16 protein-coding genes are annotated in these 16,506 nt (G+C 74.1%); 11 read left to right on the top strand and 5 right to left on the bottom strand.

Annotation, left to right across the window (positions count from 1 at the left end):
- Window positions 1–83: 83 nt before the first annotated feature.
- Window positions 84–797, top strand: a complete 714-nt coding sequence (locus L3X23_RS32575) for a hypothetical protein (protein WP_237197240.1) — start codon at window positions 84–86, stop codon at window positions 795–797.
- On the top strand, window positions 794–2,320 hold the full coding sequence (locus L3X23_RS32570) for a hypothetical protein (RefSeq protein ID WP_237197238.1): 1,527 nt from the start codon (window positions 794–796) through the stop codon (window positions 2,318–2,320). Before L3X23_RS32575 ends, L3X23_RS32570 begins: the two co-directional genes overlap by 4 nt.
- A gap of 43 nt (window positions 2,321–2,363) precedes the next feature.
- Here L3X23_RS32570 and L3X23_RS32565 read toward each other — a convergent pair whose 3' ends face one another.
- From L3X23_RS32565 to L3X23_RS32555, 3 genes are all read right to left on the bottom strand, one after another.
- Window positions 2,364–3,212, bottom strand: a complete 849-nt coding sequence (locus L3X23_RS32565) for a mycofactocin-coupled SDR family oxidoreductase (protein ID WP_237197236.1) — start codon at window positions 3,210–3,212, stop codon at window positions 2,364–2,366.
- Window positions 3,213–3,357: 145 nt separating this feature from the next.
- Window positions 3,358–4,827, bottom strand: a complete 1,470-nt coding sequence (glpK, locus tag L3X23_RS32560) for a glycerol kinase GlpK (RefSeq protein ID WP_308116971.1) — start codon at window positions 4,825–4,827, stop codon at window positions 3,358–3,360.
- A gap of 53 nt (window positions 4,828–4,880) precedes the next feature.
- Window positions 4,881–5,639 carry an IclR family transcriptional regulator gene (locus tag L3X23_RS32555; protein ID WP_093088395.1) on the bottom strand — a complete coding sequence of 253 codons (759 nt, stop codon included), beginning with the start codon at window positions 5,637–5,639 and terminating at the stop codon, window positions 4,881–4,883.
- A 164-nt stretch (window positions 5,640–5,803) separates the two neighbouring features.
- Between L3X23_RS32555 and L3X23_RS32550 the strand changes: the two genes are divergently transcribed.
- The 9 genes from L3X23_RS32550 to L3X23_RS32510 all read left to right on the top strand — a co-directional run bounded on the left by L3X23_RS32550 (window position 5,804) and on the right by L3X23_RS32510 (window position 14,911).
- Window positions 5,804–6,631: an MIP/aquaporin family protein gene (locus L3X23_RS32550; RefSeq protein ID WP_237197232.1), complete on the top strand. Its 828-nt coding sequence runs from the start codon at window positions 5,804–5,806 to the stop codon at window positions 6,629–6,631.
- Between the two features lie 23 nt (window positions 6,632–6,654).
- Window positions 6,655–8,172 (top strand): glycerol kinase GlpK, encoded by a 1,518-nt coding sequence (glpK, locus tag L3X23_RS32545; RefSeq protein WP_237197231.1) that lies wholly within the window; start codon window positions 6,655–6,657, stop codon window positions 8,170–8,172.
- 57 nt (window positions 8,173–8,229) lie between these two features.
- The gene (locus L3X23_RS32540) at window positions 8,230–9,939 is read left to right on the top strand and encodes a glycerol-3-phosphate dehydrogenase/oxidase (RefSeq protein WP_093088388.1); all 1,710 of its coding nucleotides are present in this window, start codon (window positions 8,230–8,232) and stop codon (window positions 9,937–9,939) included.
- A 60-nt stretch (window positions 9,940–9,999) separates the two neighbouring features.
- Window positions 10,000–10,539 carry a DinB family protein gene (locus L3X23_RS32535; RefSeq protein WP_374204960.1) on the top strand — a complete coding sequence of 180 codons (540 nt, stop codon included), beginning with the start codon at window positions 10,000–10,002 and terminating at the stop codon, window positions 10,537–10,539.
- A gap of 43 nt (window positions 10,540–10,582) precedes the next feature.
- Window positions 10,583–11,473 (top strand): MoxR family ATPase, encoded by an 891-nt coding sequence (locus L3X23_RS32530; RefSeq protein ID WP_237197227.1) that lies wholly within the window; start codon window positions 10,583–10,585, stop codon window positions 11,471–11,473.
- A gap of 194 nt (window positions 11,474–11,667) precedes the next feature.
- Window positions 11,668–12,462: a VWA domain-containing protein gene (locus L3X23_RS32525; RefSeq protein WP_237197225.1), complete on the top strand. Its 795-nt coding sequence runs from the start codon at window positions 11,668–11,670 to the stop codon at window positions 12,460–12,462.
- A gap of 9 nt (window positions 12,463–12,471) precedes the next feature.
- Complete coding sequence (locus L3X23_RS32520) at window positions 12,472–12,795, top strand: putative quinol monooxygenase (RefSeq protein ID WP_237197222.1); 324 nt, start codon at window positions 12,472–12,474, stop codon at window positions 12,793–12,795.
- Between the two features lie 34 nt (window positions 12,796–12,829).
- The gene (locus L3X23_RS32515; RefSeq protein ID WP_237197219.1) at window positions 12,830–13,750 is read left to right on the top strand and encodes a threonine/serine dehydratase; all 921 of its coding nucleotides are present in this window, start codon (window positions 12,830–12,832) and stop codon (window positions 13,748–13,750) included.
- Window positions 13,751–13,843: 93 nt separating this feature from the next.
- Entirely contained in the window at window positions 13,844–14,911 is a 1,068-nt protein-coding gene (locus L3X23_RS32510) for an FAD-dependent oxidoreductase (RefSeq protein ID WP_237197217.1), read from the top strand.
- Here L3X23_RS32510 and L3X23_RS32505 read toward each other — a convergent pair.
- Window positions 14,877–15,350, bottom strand: coding sequence for a DUF2127 domain-containing protein (locus L3X23_RS32505; protein ID WP_237197215.1), 474 nt, complete (start codon window positions 15,348–15,350; stop codon window positions 14,877–14,879). The two genes, L3X23_RS32510 and L3X23_RS32505, sit on opposite strands and share 35 nt — an antisense overlap.
- Window positions 15,347–16,501, bottom strand: a complete 1,155-nt coding sequence (locus L3X23_RS32500; protein ID WP_237198187.1) for a YncE family protein — start codon at window positions 16,499–16,501, stop codon at window positions 15,347–15,349. The genes L3X23_RS32505 and L3X23_RS32500 overlap by 4 nt, the downstream gene beginning before the upstream one ends.
- Between the last annotated feature and the right edge of the window lie 5 nt (window positions 16,502–16,506).

Genomic DNA, 16,506 nt, shown 5'->3' with positions numbered 1-16,506 from the left:
GCGGATCGTTCGTCCGCGCACGCAACCTACCGGCCGCCGCCGTCGGGCTCGTAGGCTCCCCGCGGGCGGTTCGGAGTTCGGGGGTGCGGATGGTCGGTCGCCGGGGGGACGGGGACACCCGGGTCTGTGTGGCCGTGGACCTGGAGGGCTACGGCAGGCGGACCGACGCGGGCCAGGAACGCGCCCAGGACGCCCTGGTCACCCTGCTCGACGCCGTGTGGTCGGGCCGGGATGTCGCCCGCCAGCCCAACGGCGACGGCGAGGTGGCGCTGCTCGGCCCCGGGGTGGGGGCCGAGGCGGTCCCCGAGGTGCTGGCCGCCCTGGCCGCGGGGCTGCGCGCGGCGAACGTGGCGGCGCCCGCCGCCGACCGGATGCGGCTGCGGGTGGCCGCGCACCTCGGCCGGGCCCGACCGGCCCGCAACGGGTTCGCGGGCAGCGGCGTGGTCCGCACCTGCCGCGTCCTGGGGGCGCGCGTGCTGCGCGAGCAGCTGCAGCTGCGCCCCGGCGTCGACCTGGTCAGCGCCCTGTCCGAGCCGGTCTTCGCCGTCGCGGCCGCCGACCTGCCGGTCGCCGAGTACCGCCGGGTGCTGGTCAGCGAGCCGGTGAAGGCCTTCCGCGGCTGGGTGTGGCTGCACGTCGGCGCGCCGCTGCCCGCCGCGGGGATCCCGGAGCCCGCCGCGCCGCCCGCGGAGTCGGGGATGCGGATCGAGATCGCGGACGGCGGGCTGGTCGGCAGCATCGTCCAGACCCGGGAGCTGCACGGCGGCCTGACGCTGCGCCGAGACGGTGCGCGATGACCGACCTGGAGCTGCGGATCACCTCCCCCGTCGACACGGTGGTGCAGGTCGGGCGGATCGTCGTGGCGCCGCGGGCGGGCACGGTGGCGGGGGTGCCCGCGGACGTGCCCGGGCGCGAGGCCGAGGTCGTCGCCGTGGTCGAGCTGGTGCGTGCGGGGGCGGCGGTGGTCGTCGTCCACGGGGCGCCCGGCTCCGGCGCGACCGCGGTCGCCCTGGCGGCGGCCACCCGGCTCGAGGCGGACTTCCCGGGCGGGGCCCGCTTCGCGCCGGACCCCGCGCGGGCCGAGCCCGCGGAGCCGACCGGGCGCCCGACCCTCCTGGTGCTCGACGACGTGACCGGCGCCGACCAGGTCCGCGCCGTGCTGCCGCGCGCCGGATCGGCGGTGATCGCGGTGAGCCCGGCCCCGCTCCCGGCCCTCGGGCTGGACGGCGGGGCGCAGGTCGCGGTGCGGGCCACGGCGATCACCGGGCCGCACGCGCTGCACACCCTGCGCTCCCTGCGCTCCCTGTCGGAGGCCGAGCGCACGGTGCTCGCCGCCGCGGTGCGGCTGGTCCGCGCGGGCGCCGCGACGGTCGACGCCGAGTCCTGCGGCGCGCTGGTCGGCGCGGACGTGACCGCGCCCCTGCGGGCGCTGCGGGCCCGCGGCCTGCTCAGCCCGCGGCCGGGCCCGGACGGCCTGACCTGTGCGGTCCCCCGCGCCGTCCGCACCGCCTTCGACGCCGCGTTCGGGGCCGCCTACCGGACCGCGTTCGGGGCCGAGCCCGAGGCCGGACCCACGAGTCCCCCACAGGCGACCCGCGAGCCGGACACCGTCGACACGGCGGCCCTCGCCGTGCCCGCGCCCGCCGTGCCCGCGCCCGCCCCGCCCGACCCGGACCTGCTCGACGCCGTCCTCACCCGCGTCGAGGCCCGCCTGCACGCCCCGGACACGGCTCCGGACCCCGTCACCGCGGCCCTCGCCGTGCTCGCCGTGGCCGAGGCAAGCGGCGACCGCGCCGCGCTCGGCCGCGCCGCCCTCGCCCTCGCCGACGCCCTGGCCGCGGGCCCCGAGCAGGACCGCGCCCGGCGGGCCTACGACGCGGTCGTGGCCACCGCCACCGACGACGACCTCCAGGCCGCCGCGCTGCGCGGCCGCGGGCTCCTCGCCGCCCGCCGCGGCCGCACCGCCGCGGCGCTCGTGGACCTGCGCGCGGCCGTCGCGCTGCAGCAGACCGCGGGGGCGGTCACCGCCGCCGCGACCTGGGTCGCCATCGGCGAGACCGAGCGGGCCGCGGGCCACCCCTGCCCCGCGGTGTCAGCCTTCCGCGCGGCGCTGGCGACCCTGGCCGAGCACGGCGACCGCCTCGCGGACACCTGGACCACCCTGGCCCGCGGACGGGTGCAGACCGGCCCGCTCCCGGCGCTGCCGCTGCCGGACGGCCTCGCGGGCCGGGCCGTCCGCGCCCTCGCCGAGCTGGACCCGACCGCCCCGGCGGCCGCCCTGGTGGTCGCGCTCAGCGCCTCCGGCGCCCGTGCGTGGTAAGTAGTGCCAGAGCACCACTTACCACGCACGAGCGGCGCAGCCGCTATTCGTGCGGGGCCTTGTACGGGGCCAGTGCGCCCGCGTCGACGACGTGGGTGGTGCCGGTGACGTAGCGGGTCTCGTCCGAGGCGAGGTAGAGCACCGCGTTGCTGATGTCGACCGGCTCGACCCACGGGACCGGGAACCCGTTGAGGGTCTGGAAGGCCGCCGTCGCGCCGGCCCGGTCCGCGCCCTCGGCGCCGCCCATGAACAGCGTGTACATCGCCTCGTTGTGGATCATGTCGGTGTTCACCGTGGTCGGGTGCACCGTGTTGCACCGGATCCCGTGCGGCGCGAGCTCGACCGCCAGGGTCCGCATCAACCCGACGACGCCGTGCTTGGCCGCCGTGTAGTGCGCGAGATTGCCGAAGGCGACCAGCCCGGCCGTCGAGCTCGTCAGCACGATCGAGCCGGATCCCTGCTCGATCATCTGCGGGATCACGGCCTTGGTCGACTTCCAGACCCCGGTCAGGTTGACGTCGAGCATGGTCTGCCAGGTCTGTTCGTCCAGCTCCCAGGCGGGGGCGAACGACGCGATGCCGGCGTTCGCGGCCAGGATGTCGATCCGCCCGAACTCCGACATCCCCGCCGCGACCGCCTCCTGCAGCGCACCCAGGTCCCGCACGTCCGCGACACGGCTGACCACCCGCCGGTCGAGGTCCTCGACCTGCTTGACCGTCTCGGCCAGGTCCGCCTCGGTGGCCCCCGCGTAGGGCACCGACTCGACATCGGTGCAGACGTCCACGGCGATGATGTCGGCACCCTCCTGGGCCAACCGCAGCGCGTGGCTGCGACCCTGCCCCCGCGCCGCCCCGGTGATCAGCGCGACCTTGCCCTCGACCCGTCCTGCCATGCTCGCACCTCGTCGGTCCCCGCGAGCCCCGTTGCCCGCACCCCCACCGTCCGCCGGACGTGCCCGATCGTCAATGGCGCCTCCGGCGCCCGTGCGTGGTAAGTGGTGCCAGAGCACCACTTACCACGCACGAGCGGCGGAGCCGCTAGACGACCCAGTCGTAGCTGCGGTCGACGGCGCGGCCCCAGTTGGCGCGCTCGCGGTCGCGGACCTCGGCGGGCATGTCGGGGCGCCACAGGGCGGCGCGGTGCCAGTTGGCGCGCAGCACCTCCAGGTCCGACCAGTGCCCCACCGCGAGGCCCGCGACGTAGGCGGCGCCGAGGGAGACCGCCTCGGAGCCCAGCGGGCGTTCGACGGGGACGTCCAGCACGTCGGCGACGTACTGCATGAGGAGGTGGTCGGCCGTCATGCCGCCGTCGACCTTGAGCCGGGTGACCGGGATGCCGGACTCCGCGTTCATCGCCTCGACCACCTCCCGGGTCTGCCAGGCCGTGGCCTCCAGCACCGCGCGGGCGAGGTGCCCGCGGGTGATGTAGCCGGTCAGGCCCACGATCACGCCGCGGGCGGTGGCCTGCCAGTGCGGGGCGTAGAGCCCGGAGAACGCGGGGACGACGTAGCAGCCGCCGTTGTCCGGGACGGTCATCGCGAGGGTCTCGATCTGGGCCGCGGTGCCGATCATGCCCAGCGAGTCCCGGAACCACTGCACGAGCGAGCCGGTGACCGCGATGGAGCCTTCGAGGGCGTAGACCGGCTCGTCTCCGATCAGGTAGCCGACGGTCGGGATGAGCCCCTGCGCGGAGCCCGCGATCCGGGGCCCGGTGTTCTTGAGCAGGAACGCCCCCGTGCCGTAGGTGCACTTGACCTCGCCCGGTGCGAAGCACGTCTGCCCCACGAGCGCGGCCTGCTGGTCCCCGAGCGCCCCGGCCACCGGGACGCCGGGCAGCACCTCGGTGCACACGCCGTAGACCTCGGCGTTGGACCGGATCTCCGGGAGCATCCGCTCCGGCACGTCGAGGGCTTCGAGGAGCTTCGGCGACCACTCCAGCGTGCGCAGGTCCATCATCATGGTGCGGCTGGCGTTGCTGACGTCCGTGACGTGCACCCCGCCCGTGAGGCGCCAGATCAGCCAGGACTCCATGGTCCCGAACAGCACGTCCCCCGCCTCGGCGCCCTCGCGCGCGCCCGGCACGTGGTCGAGCAGCCACCGCAGCCGCGGCCCCGCGAAGTAGGTGGCCGGGGTGAACCCGCTGGTGCGCGAGTAGAGGTCGGTCAGGCCCGCCTCGACCAGCTCCGCGACGATCGGGCCGGTGCGGGTGTCCTGCCAGGTGATCGCCCGCGCGAGGGGGACGCCGGTGTGCCGGTTCCAGATCACGGTCGTCTCGCGCTGGTTGGCGATGCCGAGGGCGGCGATGTTCTCGGGGCCGAGCCCGGCGCGCTTGAGCGCCTCCGGGACGACCCGGGCCACGTTGCGCCAGATCTCCTCGGCGTCGTGCTCCACACGGCCCGGCTCGGGGTAGTGCTGGCGGTGCTCGCGCTGGGCCACCGCGAGCATGCGCCCGGTGCGGGAGAACAGCAGGCACCGCGTGGAGGTGGTGCCCTGGTCGATGGCCGCCACGACCTGTGAGTGGCGAAAGTCGCCAGAGCGACCATCGCCGCTCACGGGTGTGGTCATCGGCTCACCAGCAGGGCGGAGATCTCACGGCCCGCGGCGCGCAGCAGGTCGGCCTGGGCGGGGCGGGGTTCGCCGCCGCCCCCGAACAGCTGCTCGACGGGTGCGGCGATGCCCAGCGCCGCGACCGTCAGACCGCCGCCGGACCGCAGCGGGACGGCGGCGCCACCCGCCCCGCTCTCGAACTCGCCGACGTCCGTGGCCATCCCCCGGGTCCGCGCGGCGGCGAGGTGGGCCTCGAGCATCGCCACCGTCGACGCCGTGCGGCCGGTGTAGCGGCGCAGCTCCAGGTCCCGCGGCGCGGGCGTCGACACGGGGGCGAAGGCGAGCAGGCACTTGCCCCACGCCGTGGCGTGCAACGGATGGTCGGTGTTGGTCCGCAGGGTCTGCGGCGTGCCGTCGGGGCGGAAGACGTGGTGCACGATGCCGGCCGCCGCCCCCTCGGGCACCGCGAGGTAGACCGCGCAGCCGGTCCCGCCCGCGAGCACGTCCGCCCAGTTCATGGCGCGGGCGCGCAGGTCGTGGCGGTCCCAGCCGCTGGCCAGGGTGCGCAGCCCGCCGCCGAGGCGGTACAGCGCGCTGGCGTGGTCCTGCTCGACGAGGCCCTCGGACCGCAGCGTCGCGACGATCCCGTGCACGGTCGGGCGCGGCAGGTCCAGGGCGGCGGCCAGCTCGGCGAGCGCGAGCGGGCGCCCGGCACCGCCCAGCAGACGCAGCACCGCGGCCGCGCGTTCGATCGACTGGATGGGTCCCGGCACCCCGTCAGGCTACTGTGATCCACTCGACACGAGGTGTTCGACATTGTCGAACGGCGGACGTGGACGCGCTCACCACCCGTTCCTACGTTCTCTGTGTCCGACCCCCGCCGTGCTGGGTCCCCGCACGGCGGGGGTCGTCACGACCGGAAGAAAGGGAGAGTTCGATGCGGAACTCCTATCTCGGCGAGCTGAGCGCCGAGTTCGCCGGCACGATGATCCTCATCCTGTTCGGTACCGGCGTCGTGGCCCAGGTGGTCACCGCGTCGAGCGACAGTCCCCTCGGCGACCACGACTCGATCGCGTGGGCCTGGGGCATCGGCGTGACGCTCGGCGTCTACGTCGCGGGCCGGATCTCCGGCGCGCACCTCAACCCCGCCGTGACCGTCGCGCTGGCCGCCTACCAGGGCTTCCCCTGGCGCAAGGTGGTGCCCTACGCGTTGGCCCAGACCGCGGGCGCGTTCGTCGCGGCGCTGATCGTGCGCGCCACCTACTCCGACCTGATCGCCAAGGTCGACCCGAACCACACCGTCGCCACCCAGGGCATCTTCTCCACGCTGCCGGGCAACGGCGGGGCGGGCGTCTCCATCCCGACCGCCTTCCTCGACCAGGTCGTGGGCACCGCCATCCTGGTGTTCGTGATCTTCGCGCTGACCAATGCGCGCAACAACCCGCCGCTGGCGAACCTCGCCCCGGTCTGCGTCGGCCTGCTGGTCGTCGCGATCGGCATGGCGTGGGGCGCCAACGCCGGCTACGCGATCAACCCGGCCCGTGACTTCGGTCCCCGCCTGGCCAGCTTCATCACCGGCTACAGCACCGCCTGGTCGGACCAGAACGGGACGTTGTACTTCTGGTTGCCGATCGTCGCACCGATCATCGGCGGCCTCGTCGGCGGCGCCTTCTTCAAGATCCTCATCGAGCGCTACCTGACCCAGGAGGAGGAGTTCGCGCCGCAGCCCGTCGGCCGCGAGCCCGCCCCCGAGAAGCAGTCCTGACCCCTCACCGGAGAGGATCCTCCATGCCTGAGTACGTCGGCGCCGTCGACCAGGGCACCACGAGCACGCGGTTCATGATCTTCGACCACGGTGGCAACGAGGTGGGCCGCCACCAGCTCGAGCACGAGCAGATCCTGCCCGAGGCGGGCTGGGTCGAGCACAACCCGGTGGAGATCTGGGAGCGCACCTCCTCGGTCATCCAGACGGGGCTGAACAAGACCGGCCTGTCCGCGTCGGACCTCGCGGCGCTGGGCATCACCAACCAGCGCGAGACGGCCGTGGTGTGGGACCGCAACACCGGGCGGCCCTACTACAACGCGATCGTCTGGCAGGACACCCGCACCGACCGCATCGCGTCCAAGCTCGAGCGCGACGGCCACGGCGACACCATCCGCCGCAAGGCGGGCCTGCCGCCCGCCACCTACTTCTCCGGCGGCAAGATCCAGTGGATCCTGGAGAACGTCGACGGGGTGCGCGCGGCCGCCGAGCGCGGCGACGCGATCTTCGGCAACACCGACAGCTGGCTCGTCTGGAACCTCACCGGCGGCCCGAACGGCGGCGTCCACGTCACCGACGTGACCAACGCCAGCCGCACGATGCTGATGGACCTCGAGACCCTCGACTGGGACGACGAGCTGCTGGCCCTGTTCGACATCCCGCGCGCCATGCTGCCGGAGATCCGGTCTTCCAGCTCGCCCACGCCGTACGGGACGACCCTGGCGAACGGCCCGCTCGGCGGCGAGGTGCCGATCACCGGCATCCTCGGCGACCAGCAGGCCGCCATGGTCGGGCAGGTGTGCCTGGCGCCGGGCGAGGCCAAGAACACCTACGGCACCGGCAACTTCATGCTGCTCAACACCGGCACCGAGCTGGTGCGCTCGGAGGCCGGGCTGCTCACCACGGTCTGCTACCGCTTCGGGGACGAGCCCGCGGTCTACGCCCTGGAGGGCTCGATCGCCGTCACCGGGTCGGCGGTGCAGTGGCTGCGCGACCAGCTGGGGATCATCTCCGGCGCCGCGCAGAGCGAGCAGCTGGCCCGCCAGGTCGAGGACAACGGCGGGGTGTACTTCGTGCCCGCGTTCTCCGGCCTGTTCGCGCCGTACTGGCGCTCGGACGCGCGCGGCGCGATCGTCGGCCTGTCGCGCTACAACACCAACGCGCACCTGGCCCGGGCCACCCTGGAGGCGATCTGCTACCAGAGCCGGGACGTCGCGGACGCCATGGAGAAGGACTCCGGGGTGCACCTGGAGGTGCTCAAGGTCGACGGCGGCGTGACCGCCAACGAGCTGTGCATGCAGATCCAGGCGGACGTGCTCGGCGTGCAGGTCTCGCGGCCGGTCGTGGCCGAGACCACCGCGCTGGGTGCCGCGTACGCCGCGGGCCTGGCCGTCGGGTTCTGGAAGGACACCGACGAGCTGCGCGCCAACTGGAACGAGTCCAAGCACTGGGACCCGGCCTGGACCGAGGAACAGCGCCAGACGGGGTACTCCCAGTGGAAGAAGGCGGTCCAGCGGACGTTGGACTGGGTGGACGTGGACTAGGTCCGGAGTGACCCGACCGGCTCACCCGTCCACCGGCTGTCGAAAGGAAGAAGTGTCATGAGATCCGTCGCGCTCTCCCCGGAGGCCCGTACTCAGGCGTTGCGGGACATGGCGGCAGGCGAGCTCGACGTTCTCGTCGTCGGGGGCGGTGTCGTGGGCGCGGGCAGCGCCCTCGACGCCGCCACCCGCGGCCTGCGCGTCGGACTCGTCGAGGCCCGGGACTTCGCGTCCGGGACGTCGTCGCGCAGCAGCAAACTGATCCACGGCGGCCTGCGCTACCTGGAGATGCTGGACTTCCGCCTGGTGGCGGAGGCCCTGCAGGAGCGGGGGCTGCTGATCCAGAAGATCGCGCCGCACCTGATCCGCCCGGTGCCGTTCGTCTACCCGCTCAAGCACCACGTGTGGGAGCGGGCGTACGCGGGCGCAGGCGTCGCGCTCTACGACACCCTCGGGCTGCTCTCCGGGCAGTCCCGCGGGGTGCCCCACCACCGGCATCTCACCCGGCGGGGCGCCCGCCGGATCGTGCCGTCGCTGCGCAAGGACGCCCTGACCGGCGCCCTGCAGTACTACGACGCGCAGGTCGACGACGCCCGCCACACCATGTTCGTCGCCCGCACCGCGGCGGCGTACGGGGCACACGTCGCGACCCGCGCCCGCGTCGTCGGGCTGCTGAAGGAGTCCGGCCGGGTGATCGGCGCCGAGGTCCACGACCTCGAGTCCGGTACCACGATCAAGGTCCGGGCCAAGCAGGTCATCAACGCGACGGGTGTCTGGACCGACGAGACGCAGGGGCTGGCCGGCGAGCGCGGACGCTTCCACGTCCGGGCGTCGAAGGGCATCCACCTGGTCGTGCCGCGGGACCGCATCCGCTCGGACTCCGGGCTGATCCTGCGCACCGAGAAGTCCGTGCTGTTCGTCATCCCGTGGGGGCGGCACTGGATCATCGGGACCACGGACACCGACTGGGACCTGGACAAGGCCCACCCGGCGGCGTCCAAGGCGGACATCGACTACCTGCTCGAGCACGTCAACGCGGTGCTGGAGCAGCCGCTGACCCCCGAGGACGTCGAGGGCGTCTACGCGGGCCTGCGGCCGCTGCTGGCCGGGGAGTCGGAGTCGACGTCGAAGCTGTCCCGCGAGCACGCGGTGGCCATCCCCGTGCCGGGGCTGGTCGTGGTCGCGGGCGGCAAGTACACGACCTACCGGGTCATGGCGAAGGACGCCGTCGACGCGGCCGTGCACGGCCTGGACGCCAAGGTGCCGGAGTCGGTCACCAAGGACGTGCCGCTGCTCGGGGCCGAGGGCTGGGAGGCGCTGAAGAACTCCGTCGGGGTGCTGGCCGCGCAGTCCGGGCTGCACCCGGCCCGGATCGACGGGCTGATCCACCGCTACGGCTCCCTGGTCACCGAGGTCCTGGACCTGGTGGCGCAGGACAAGCTGCTCGGCGAGCCCCTCGAGGGCGCGCCGGACCACCTGCGGGCCGAGATCGTCTACGCGGCCTCGCACGAGGGCGCCCGCCACCTCGACGACGTCCTCACCCGCCGCACCCGCACCAGCATCGAGACCTTCGACCGGGGGCTCGGCGCCGCGCAGGAGGCCGCGGACCTGATGGCGCCGGTGCTCGGCTGGACCGACGAGCAGAAGGCCAAGGAGGTCGAGCACTACCGGGGCCGGGTCGCGGCGGAGCGCGAGAGCCAGACGATGCCGGACGACGCCACCGCCGACTCCGCCCGCATGGGCGCCCCGGACGTCGTCCCCGTCGCCTGATCGCATTATGGAGCCACAACTGTCGTTTCGGGCCCCCGATTCGGCAGTTGTGGCTCCATAATGCGTGCCGTGACCACCACCACACTGACCGGCGAGCGGGCCGATCTGCTCCAGTCCCTGCGGCGGCACCGGGGGTTCCTGCGCCAGACCGCGGACGGCCTGTCCGACGAGCAGGCCCGCACCCGCAGCACCGTGAGCGCGCTGACGATCGCCTCGCTGCTCAAGCACGTCGCGGACACCGAGGAGCAGTGGATCGCCTTCGCCACCGGGGCGCCCGGGGCGATGGGCGGGGCGGAGGACGGGGACTGGGACGGCGAGTGGGACCCGAACGCCCCGGACCCCCGCTTCGTGCTGTCCGAGGCGGACACGCTCGTCGCGCTGCTCGCCCGCTACGACGAGGTCGCGGCGGCCACGGACGCCGTCGTCGAGACCGCGGACCTCGACCATGCGACCCCGCTGCCCTCGGCGCCCTGGTTCGAGCCGGGCGCGGCGTGGACCCTGCGCCGCACGCTGCTGCACGTGATCGCCGAGACCAGCCAGCACGCCGGACACGCCGACATCATCCGGGAGGCCATCGACGGCGCGAAGACGATGGGTTGACAGATGGGTTGACGAACGCTCGACCGGAAGGTCGGATGGTGATGTGAGTGCATCAACGGAGGCACGGGCGGCGATCGCCGAGGCGGTGGTCGGTCGCGAGCGCGAGCTGACGCTGGTGTTGGCGGCCGTGGCCGCCGGCCGGGACGTGCTGCTGGAGGGCCCGCCCGGCACCTCGAAGTCCACGATGCTGCGCGCGATCACCGAGCACTGGGGCGTGCCGTTCGTGCTGGTGGAGGGCAACGCCGAGCTCACCCCGGCCCGCCTGGTCGGGCACCACAACCCGGCCCGGGTCCTGCAGGAGGACTACTCAGCGGAGAACTTCGTGCCCGGCCCGCTCGTCGAGGCGATGCGCACCGGCGGGTTCCTCTACATCGAGGAGCTCAACCGGGCCCCCGAGGACACACTCAACGTGCTGCTCGGGGCGATGGCCGAGCGTGCGGTGACCGTCCCGCGGGTGGGCACGATGACCGCCGAGCCCACCTTCCGCGTGCTGGCCTCGATGAACCCGTTCGACAACGTCGGCACCGCCCGGATCTCCGACTCCGTCTACGACCGCTGGAACCGCCTCGCCGTCGGCTACCAGAGCGCCGCGGAGGAGACCGACATCGTCGCGCGGCGCACCGGCAGCACGGACGCCACGCTGAACGCCGACGGCGTGGCCCTCACCCGGGCCACGCGCACCCATCCCGAGCTGCGCCGCGGCTCGTCGGTGCGCGGGGCGATCGACCTCGTGGCCATCGCCCTGGAGCTGGCGAAGATCACCCCGGACGCCGACCGCACGCAGGTCGTGCTCGATGCCGCGCTGCTCGCCCTCTCCGCCCGGGTGGGGGTCGACGAGGCCTCCGACGCCACCCCCGAACAGGTCATCACCGAGATCTGGGAGAACCATTTTTTCTCGGCCCCCGGCGGGCAGCGCCGGGTCCGCACCGCCTGACCGTCCCGAACGCCGTCGCGCTGCCCACCGCCGACACCGGTGAGCGACGGACCCTGCAGCCGCTGCGCCGCAAGCCCAAGAAGCTCGACGCCGCGCCGGACCTGTTCGCCAAGGGCAGGGGCACCCCGGTCGTCGCCGAGCTGAACCCCGACCGCGGCGGCGCCGACACCGACCTGCCCGCGGGCGGGCAGGGCGTGCTGGTCACCGCGCAGCAGGCCGCGCAGAAGGAGCTCTCCGAGCTGCTGGAGGACGCCGCCCCCGATCCGACGGTCGTCTCGATGGCCCAGGCCATCGCCCGGCGGCTGGCGGTGCGCCGCCGCCCGCGAGACGCGCGCTCCGAACGCGGCACCGGCGCCCTGGCCTCGGTGCCCTACGCCTACCGCAGCGACGACATCGACCTGGACAAGACCATCGAGATGCTCGCCGAGCACCCGGTGCCGGAGGATACCGACGTGATCGTGCGGGAGCGGATGAGCTCCCGACGCGCGGCGGTGCTGATCGTGGACGTGTCCGGCTCCATGCGCGGGGAGAAGGTCCGCATCGCCGCCGCCACCGTGTCCGCCCTGTCCGCCGACCTGTCCGGGGCCGGGGACCAGCTCGCGCTCGTCGCCTTCTGGTCCGACGCCGCCGTCGTCAAGACGCTGACCGAGCCCGCCACCCCGACCGCGCTGCTGGACACGCTGCTGCGGATCCCCGCCCGCGGGCTGACCAACGTCGGGTTCGGGCTGTCCGTCGCCCATGCCGAGCTCGCCCGCTCCGCCGCCCGCAGGCGCACCGCGATCCTGCTCACCGACGCCGTGCACAACGCCGGACCCGACCCCCGCGACCTGGCCCGCCGCTTCCCCGAGCTGCACGTCCTCCTCGAGACCGACGGCGAGCACGACCTCCCCCTCGGCCGCGACCTCGCCCGCCTCGGCCACGGGACCCTGACCCCGGTACACACCCACCGGGACGTCGCACCGGCCCTGAACCGCATCCTCAACAGATAGGAACCGCTTGTGAGTGCCGTCATCGTCGTCGCCACCATCACGCCCAAGGCCGGCGAGGAGGCCGCCGTCAAGGAGGCCCTGCTCGCCACCATCCCGAAGGTCCACGCCGAGCCCGGCTGCGGGAAGTACGCGCTGCACGAGCGGTCCGTCGACGACGGGGCCGAGTTCGTCATGCTGGAGCGCTGGGAGTCCGAGCAGGACCTGAAGGCCCACGGCGCCGCGCCCGCCCTGGCCGAGCTGGGCGGCGCGCTCAAGGGCAGGTTGGCCGCGCCGCTGGACGTGCGCTACCTGACCGGCATCCCCGCGGGCACCGCGGAGCAGGGCACCATCTAGCGACCCCGGCACGGTGGGGGTGCAGACTCGGGATGTGAGTTCCCTGATCGGCCTCGACGCGATCGAGGCGGCCGCCCGCGAGATCGACGGGCACGTCGTGCGCACCCCCACCGTGCCCAGCCCCGGCCTGTCCGCGCTGCTCGGCGTCCCCGTCACGGCGAAGCTGGAGCTGCTGCAGCGCACCGGCTCGTTCAAGGCCCGCGGCGCCACCGTGAAGCTCCGCTCGTTGACCGCCGCGGAGCGGGCAGCGGGCGTCGTGGCGGTGAGCGGCGGCAACCATGCGATCGCGGTCGCGGACACCGCCGCGGGGCTCGGGATCGCGGCGACCGTGGTCATGCCCGAGGCCGCGTCCGCCGGCACCGTGGCGGCCTGCCGGGCCACCGGCGCCGACGTGCGCCTGACCCCGGACATCGCGGGCGCGTTCGCGCTGGTCGACACGTTGCGGGCGGACGGGCTGACCCTCGTCCACCCGTTCGACGACCCCCGGGTGATCGCCGGCGCCGGGACCGTCGGGCTGGAGCTCGCGCAGGACGCGGGCCCGCTGACCGACGTCATGGTCAGCATCGGCGGGGGCGGGCTCATCTCCGGGGTCGCGGCGGCCCTGGCCGAGCTGCGCCCCGGGGTGCGGGTCTGGGGCGTGGAGACCACCGGCGCCGAGGCGATGTCGGCGGCGCTGCGCGCGGGCGCGCCGACGACCGTCACGCTGTCGTCGATCGTCACGTCGCTGAGCGCGCCCGCGGTGTCGGAGCTCACGCTCGCGCACGTCCGGAAGCTGGTCGAGGAGGTCCTCGTCGTCAGCGACGAGGAGGCCGTGCGCGGCTCCCGGGACCTCGCCGACCACGCGAAGGTCTGGGCCGAGCCCGCCGCGGGCTGCCTGCTCCCGGCCGCCCGCCGGATCCTGGAACGCCACCCGGACGCCCGCCTGGGCCTGGTGATCTGCGGCGGGAACGTCTAGCGCCTCCGGCGCTCGTGCGTGGTAAGTGGTGCTAGAGCACCACTTACCACGCACGGGCGCCGGAGGCGCAATTCCCGGGCGGGTCGCGGCGTTGTGCGGGGTGTGGACGTCCAGGACGTGGTGGTGATCGGGGCCGGGCAGGCCGGGTTGTCGGCGGCCTACGGGCTGGCGCGGACCGGGCTGGACTTCACGGTGCTCGACGGCGAGGCGGGGCCGGGCGGGGCGTGGCGGCACCGCTGGGACTCGCTGCGACTCTCCGACGCCCACCGCGTCCACCCACTGCCCGGGATGGACTTCGCCCCCGAGGACGCGTCCCGCCCCGCCAACCGGGTCGTGCCCGAGTACTTCGCGGCCTACGAACGAGAATTCGCCCTCCCGGTCGTCCGGCCGGTGCGGGTGAGCGCGGTCCGGTCCGTCGGGGAGCTCCTGCGGGTCGAGACCGACCGGGGCGACTGGACCGCGAAGGCGCTGGTCAACGCCACCGGCACCTGGAACCGGCCGTTCGTGCCGCACTATCCGGGCGTCGAGACCTTCCGCGGGCGACAGCTGCACACCGTGGACTTCCCGGGCGCCGAGGCGTTCGCCGGGCAGCGGGTCGTCGTGGTCGGGGGCGGCAGCTCGGCCGTGCAGTTCCTGCTGCAGATCGCGCCGGTCGCCGCCGCGACCACCTGGGTCACCCGCACCCCGCCGCGGTGGCGGTCCGGGCCGTTCGACGAGAACGCGGGCCGGGAGGCGGTCGCGCTCGTCGAGGAACGGGTGCGGCAGGGCCTGCCGCCGCGCGCCGTCGTCAGCGTGACCGGGCTGCCGCTGACGGACGCCAACCGGGCCGGGATCGAGTCGGGGGTGCTGCAGCGCAGGCCGATGTTCACCGCCGTCACCCCGACCGGGGTGCGGTGGGGCGAGCACGAGGAGCCCGCGGACGTGCTGTTGTGGGCCACCGGGTTCCGGCCCGCGGTCGGCCACCTCGCTCCCCTGCACCTGCGCTCGCCGCACGGCGGCATCGCACTGGACGGCACCCGCGCCGTCGCCGACCCCCGGGTGCACCTCGTGGGCTACGGCCCCTCGGCCAGCACGATCGGCGCCAACCGCGCGGGTCGGGCCGCGGCCCGGGAGATCGCCGCGTTCCTCACGGGGTCCGCTGCCGCTCCCGGCGCAGCGTGACGTACTCGCGGATCACCAGCACGATGATCGCGACGTCCAGCGCCGCGAGGAACGGCAGCACGATCGACCCCGTGTGCACGGCGCGCAGGATCTCGTAGACGACGAACGCCCCGAGCACGAGCACCGCGACCGGGTAGGCGGGCAGCCACTTGCGCAGCAGCGCGACGACCAGCGCGAGCTTCACCACCCCGTGCAGCGCCAGGTAGAGCACCGCGAACGTGCGGTCGCCGGAGACGAACTCCGACGTGCCGGCGACGAAGTGACGGGCGAGCGAGCCGTCGGGGTCGCCGAGCAGGTCCCTGGCCAGGACCTCGGCGACGAGGCGATGGACCGTCGCGCCCGACACGACCGTCAGGAGCAGGGCGCCGAGCAGCTCCGCCGCGCCGTCGACCCCCTTCACCACGAGCGCGATGCGGAAGAGCCGCTCCGTGCGGCTCATCGCGTGATGCCCGTGTGTCCCAGGGAGTACCGGCCGGGCTGCGGCCACACGCAGAGGCCGTGCGGTCCGTCCCCGACGTCGATCTTGCGGATCAGCGAGCCGTCCGCCGTGGAGAGCACGTAGACGGCCCGGTCGTAGCGGCCGGAGAGCCAGAGCTGGGTGCCGTCCGCGGTCACGTTGCCCATGTCGGGGCTGCCGCCGCCGGGGATCCACCACTTGGCGACGGGGTCGCCGGTGTAGGCGTCGAGCACGCTGACCGAGCCCTCGTGGCGGTTCGTGACGTAGAGCCGCGTCGCGTCCCGGGAGAGGTAGAGGCCGTGGGCGCCGCCGCCGGTCGGGATCTCCCGCACGACGTGGGTGGCCGCGCCGTCCAGCACCCAGACGCCGTTCTGGTCGGAGTCGGCGATGTAGAAGACCGAGCCGTCCGGGGCGAGCTTGATGTCCTGCGGGCCCATCATCGTGTTCCGCGTCGGCAGGTCGATCATGCGCAGCAGGGTGCGGTGCTCGAGGTCGACGACGGCGACCCGGCCCGCGAACTCGCAGGTGAACACGGCCGTCCGACCGTCGGGGGTGTAGTCGGCGTGGTCGATGCCCGCGCAGTCCGGGGTCGGCAGCTCGCCCTGCTCCTGCCAGGTGTGCGGGTCGTAGAAGACCAGCTTGCGGCGGGCCTCGGCGACGGAGATCGCCGACGTGCCGTCCGGCGTCGCGTACATGTTGTACGGGTCGACGACCGGGATGGGCGCGCCCGGTGTCCCGGTCGTCGGGTCGAACGGGACGATCTTGTTCGTGGTGTCGTCGGTCGCGTAGAGGGTGCGCATGTCCCAGCTCGGGACGACGTGCTGCAACTCGCCGCCCAGGTGGTAGGTCCCGACCGTCTGGAACGTCGTGGGGTCGATGACCTGCACGTCACCGGACTTGGTCTCGGGCACGTAGACCAGCGGCTTGGCCCCGCGCACCGCGTCGGAGAGCATGTTCGCGCCCGCGGCGGCGTACACGTTGTGCGGGTCGGTCACCGGCGGCATGCCCGTCGGAGCCACCGCCGCCGTGGGCGGGGCGGCCGGTGGCGGCTCGGTCGGGGCCGGTGCGGGCGCGGCGCTGCACCCGGCCGTGGCCAGGACGAGGACGGCGGCCGCGAGCAGCCGAGAACGCATTCCCA

It is taken from the genome of Pseudonocardia sp. WMMC193 (genome assembly GCF_021728735.1).
In the GTDB taxonomy this organism is placed as follows: Bacteria; Actinomycetota; Actinomycetes; order Mycobacteriales; family Pseudonocardiaceae; genus Pseudonocardia; species Pseudonocardia oroxyli.
The sequence above is the reverse complement of the archived record's forward strand: the minus strand, read 5'-3'. Positions and strand labels throughout refer to the sequence as shown.

Coding starts and splice junctions, on each gene's coding strand:
- L3X23_RS32500 (WP_237198187.1), bottom strand. CDS start 16,501: ATGCGTTCTCGGCTGCTCGCGGCCGCCGTCCTCGTCCTGGCCACGGCC.
- L3X23_RS32540 (WP_093088388.1), top strand. CDS start 8,230: ATGAGATCCGTCGCGCTCTCCCCGGAGGCCCGTACTCAGGCGTTGCGG.
- L3X23_RS32550 (WP_237197232.1), top strand. CDS start 5,804: ATGCGGAACTCCTATCTCGGCGAGCTGAGCGCCGAGTTCGCCGGCACG.
- L3X23_RS32565 (WP_237197236.1), bottom strand. CDS start 3,212: ATGGCAGGACGGGTCGAGGGCAAGGTCGCGCTGATCACCGGGGCGGCG.
- L3X23_RS32535 (WP_374204960.1), top strand. CDS start 10,000: ATGCGTGCCGTGACCACCACCACACTGACCGGCGAGCGGGCCGATCTG.
- L3X23_RS32570 (WP_237197238.1), top strand. CDS start 794: ATGACCGACCTGGAGCTGCGGATCACCTCCCCCGTCGACACGGTGGTG.
- glpK (WP_237197231.1), top strand. CDS start 6,655: ATGCCTGAGTACGTCGGCGCCGTCGACCAGGGCACCACGAGCACGCGG.
- L3X23_RS32505 (WP_237197215.1), bottom strand. CDS start 15,350: ATGAGCCGCACGGAGCGGCTCTTCCGCATCGCGCTCGTGGTGAAGGGG.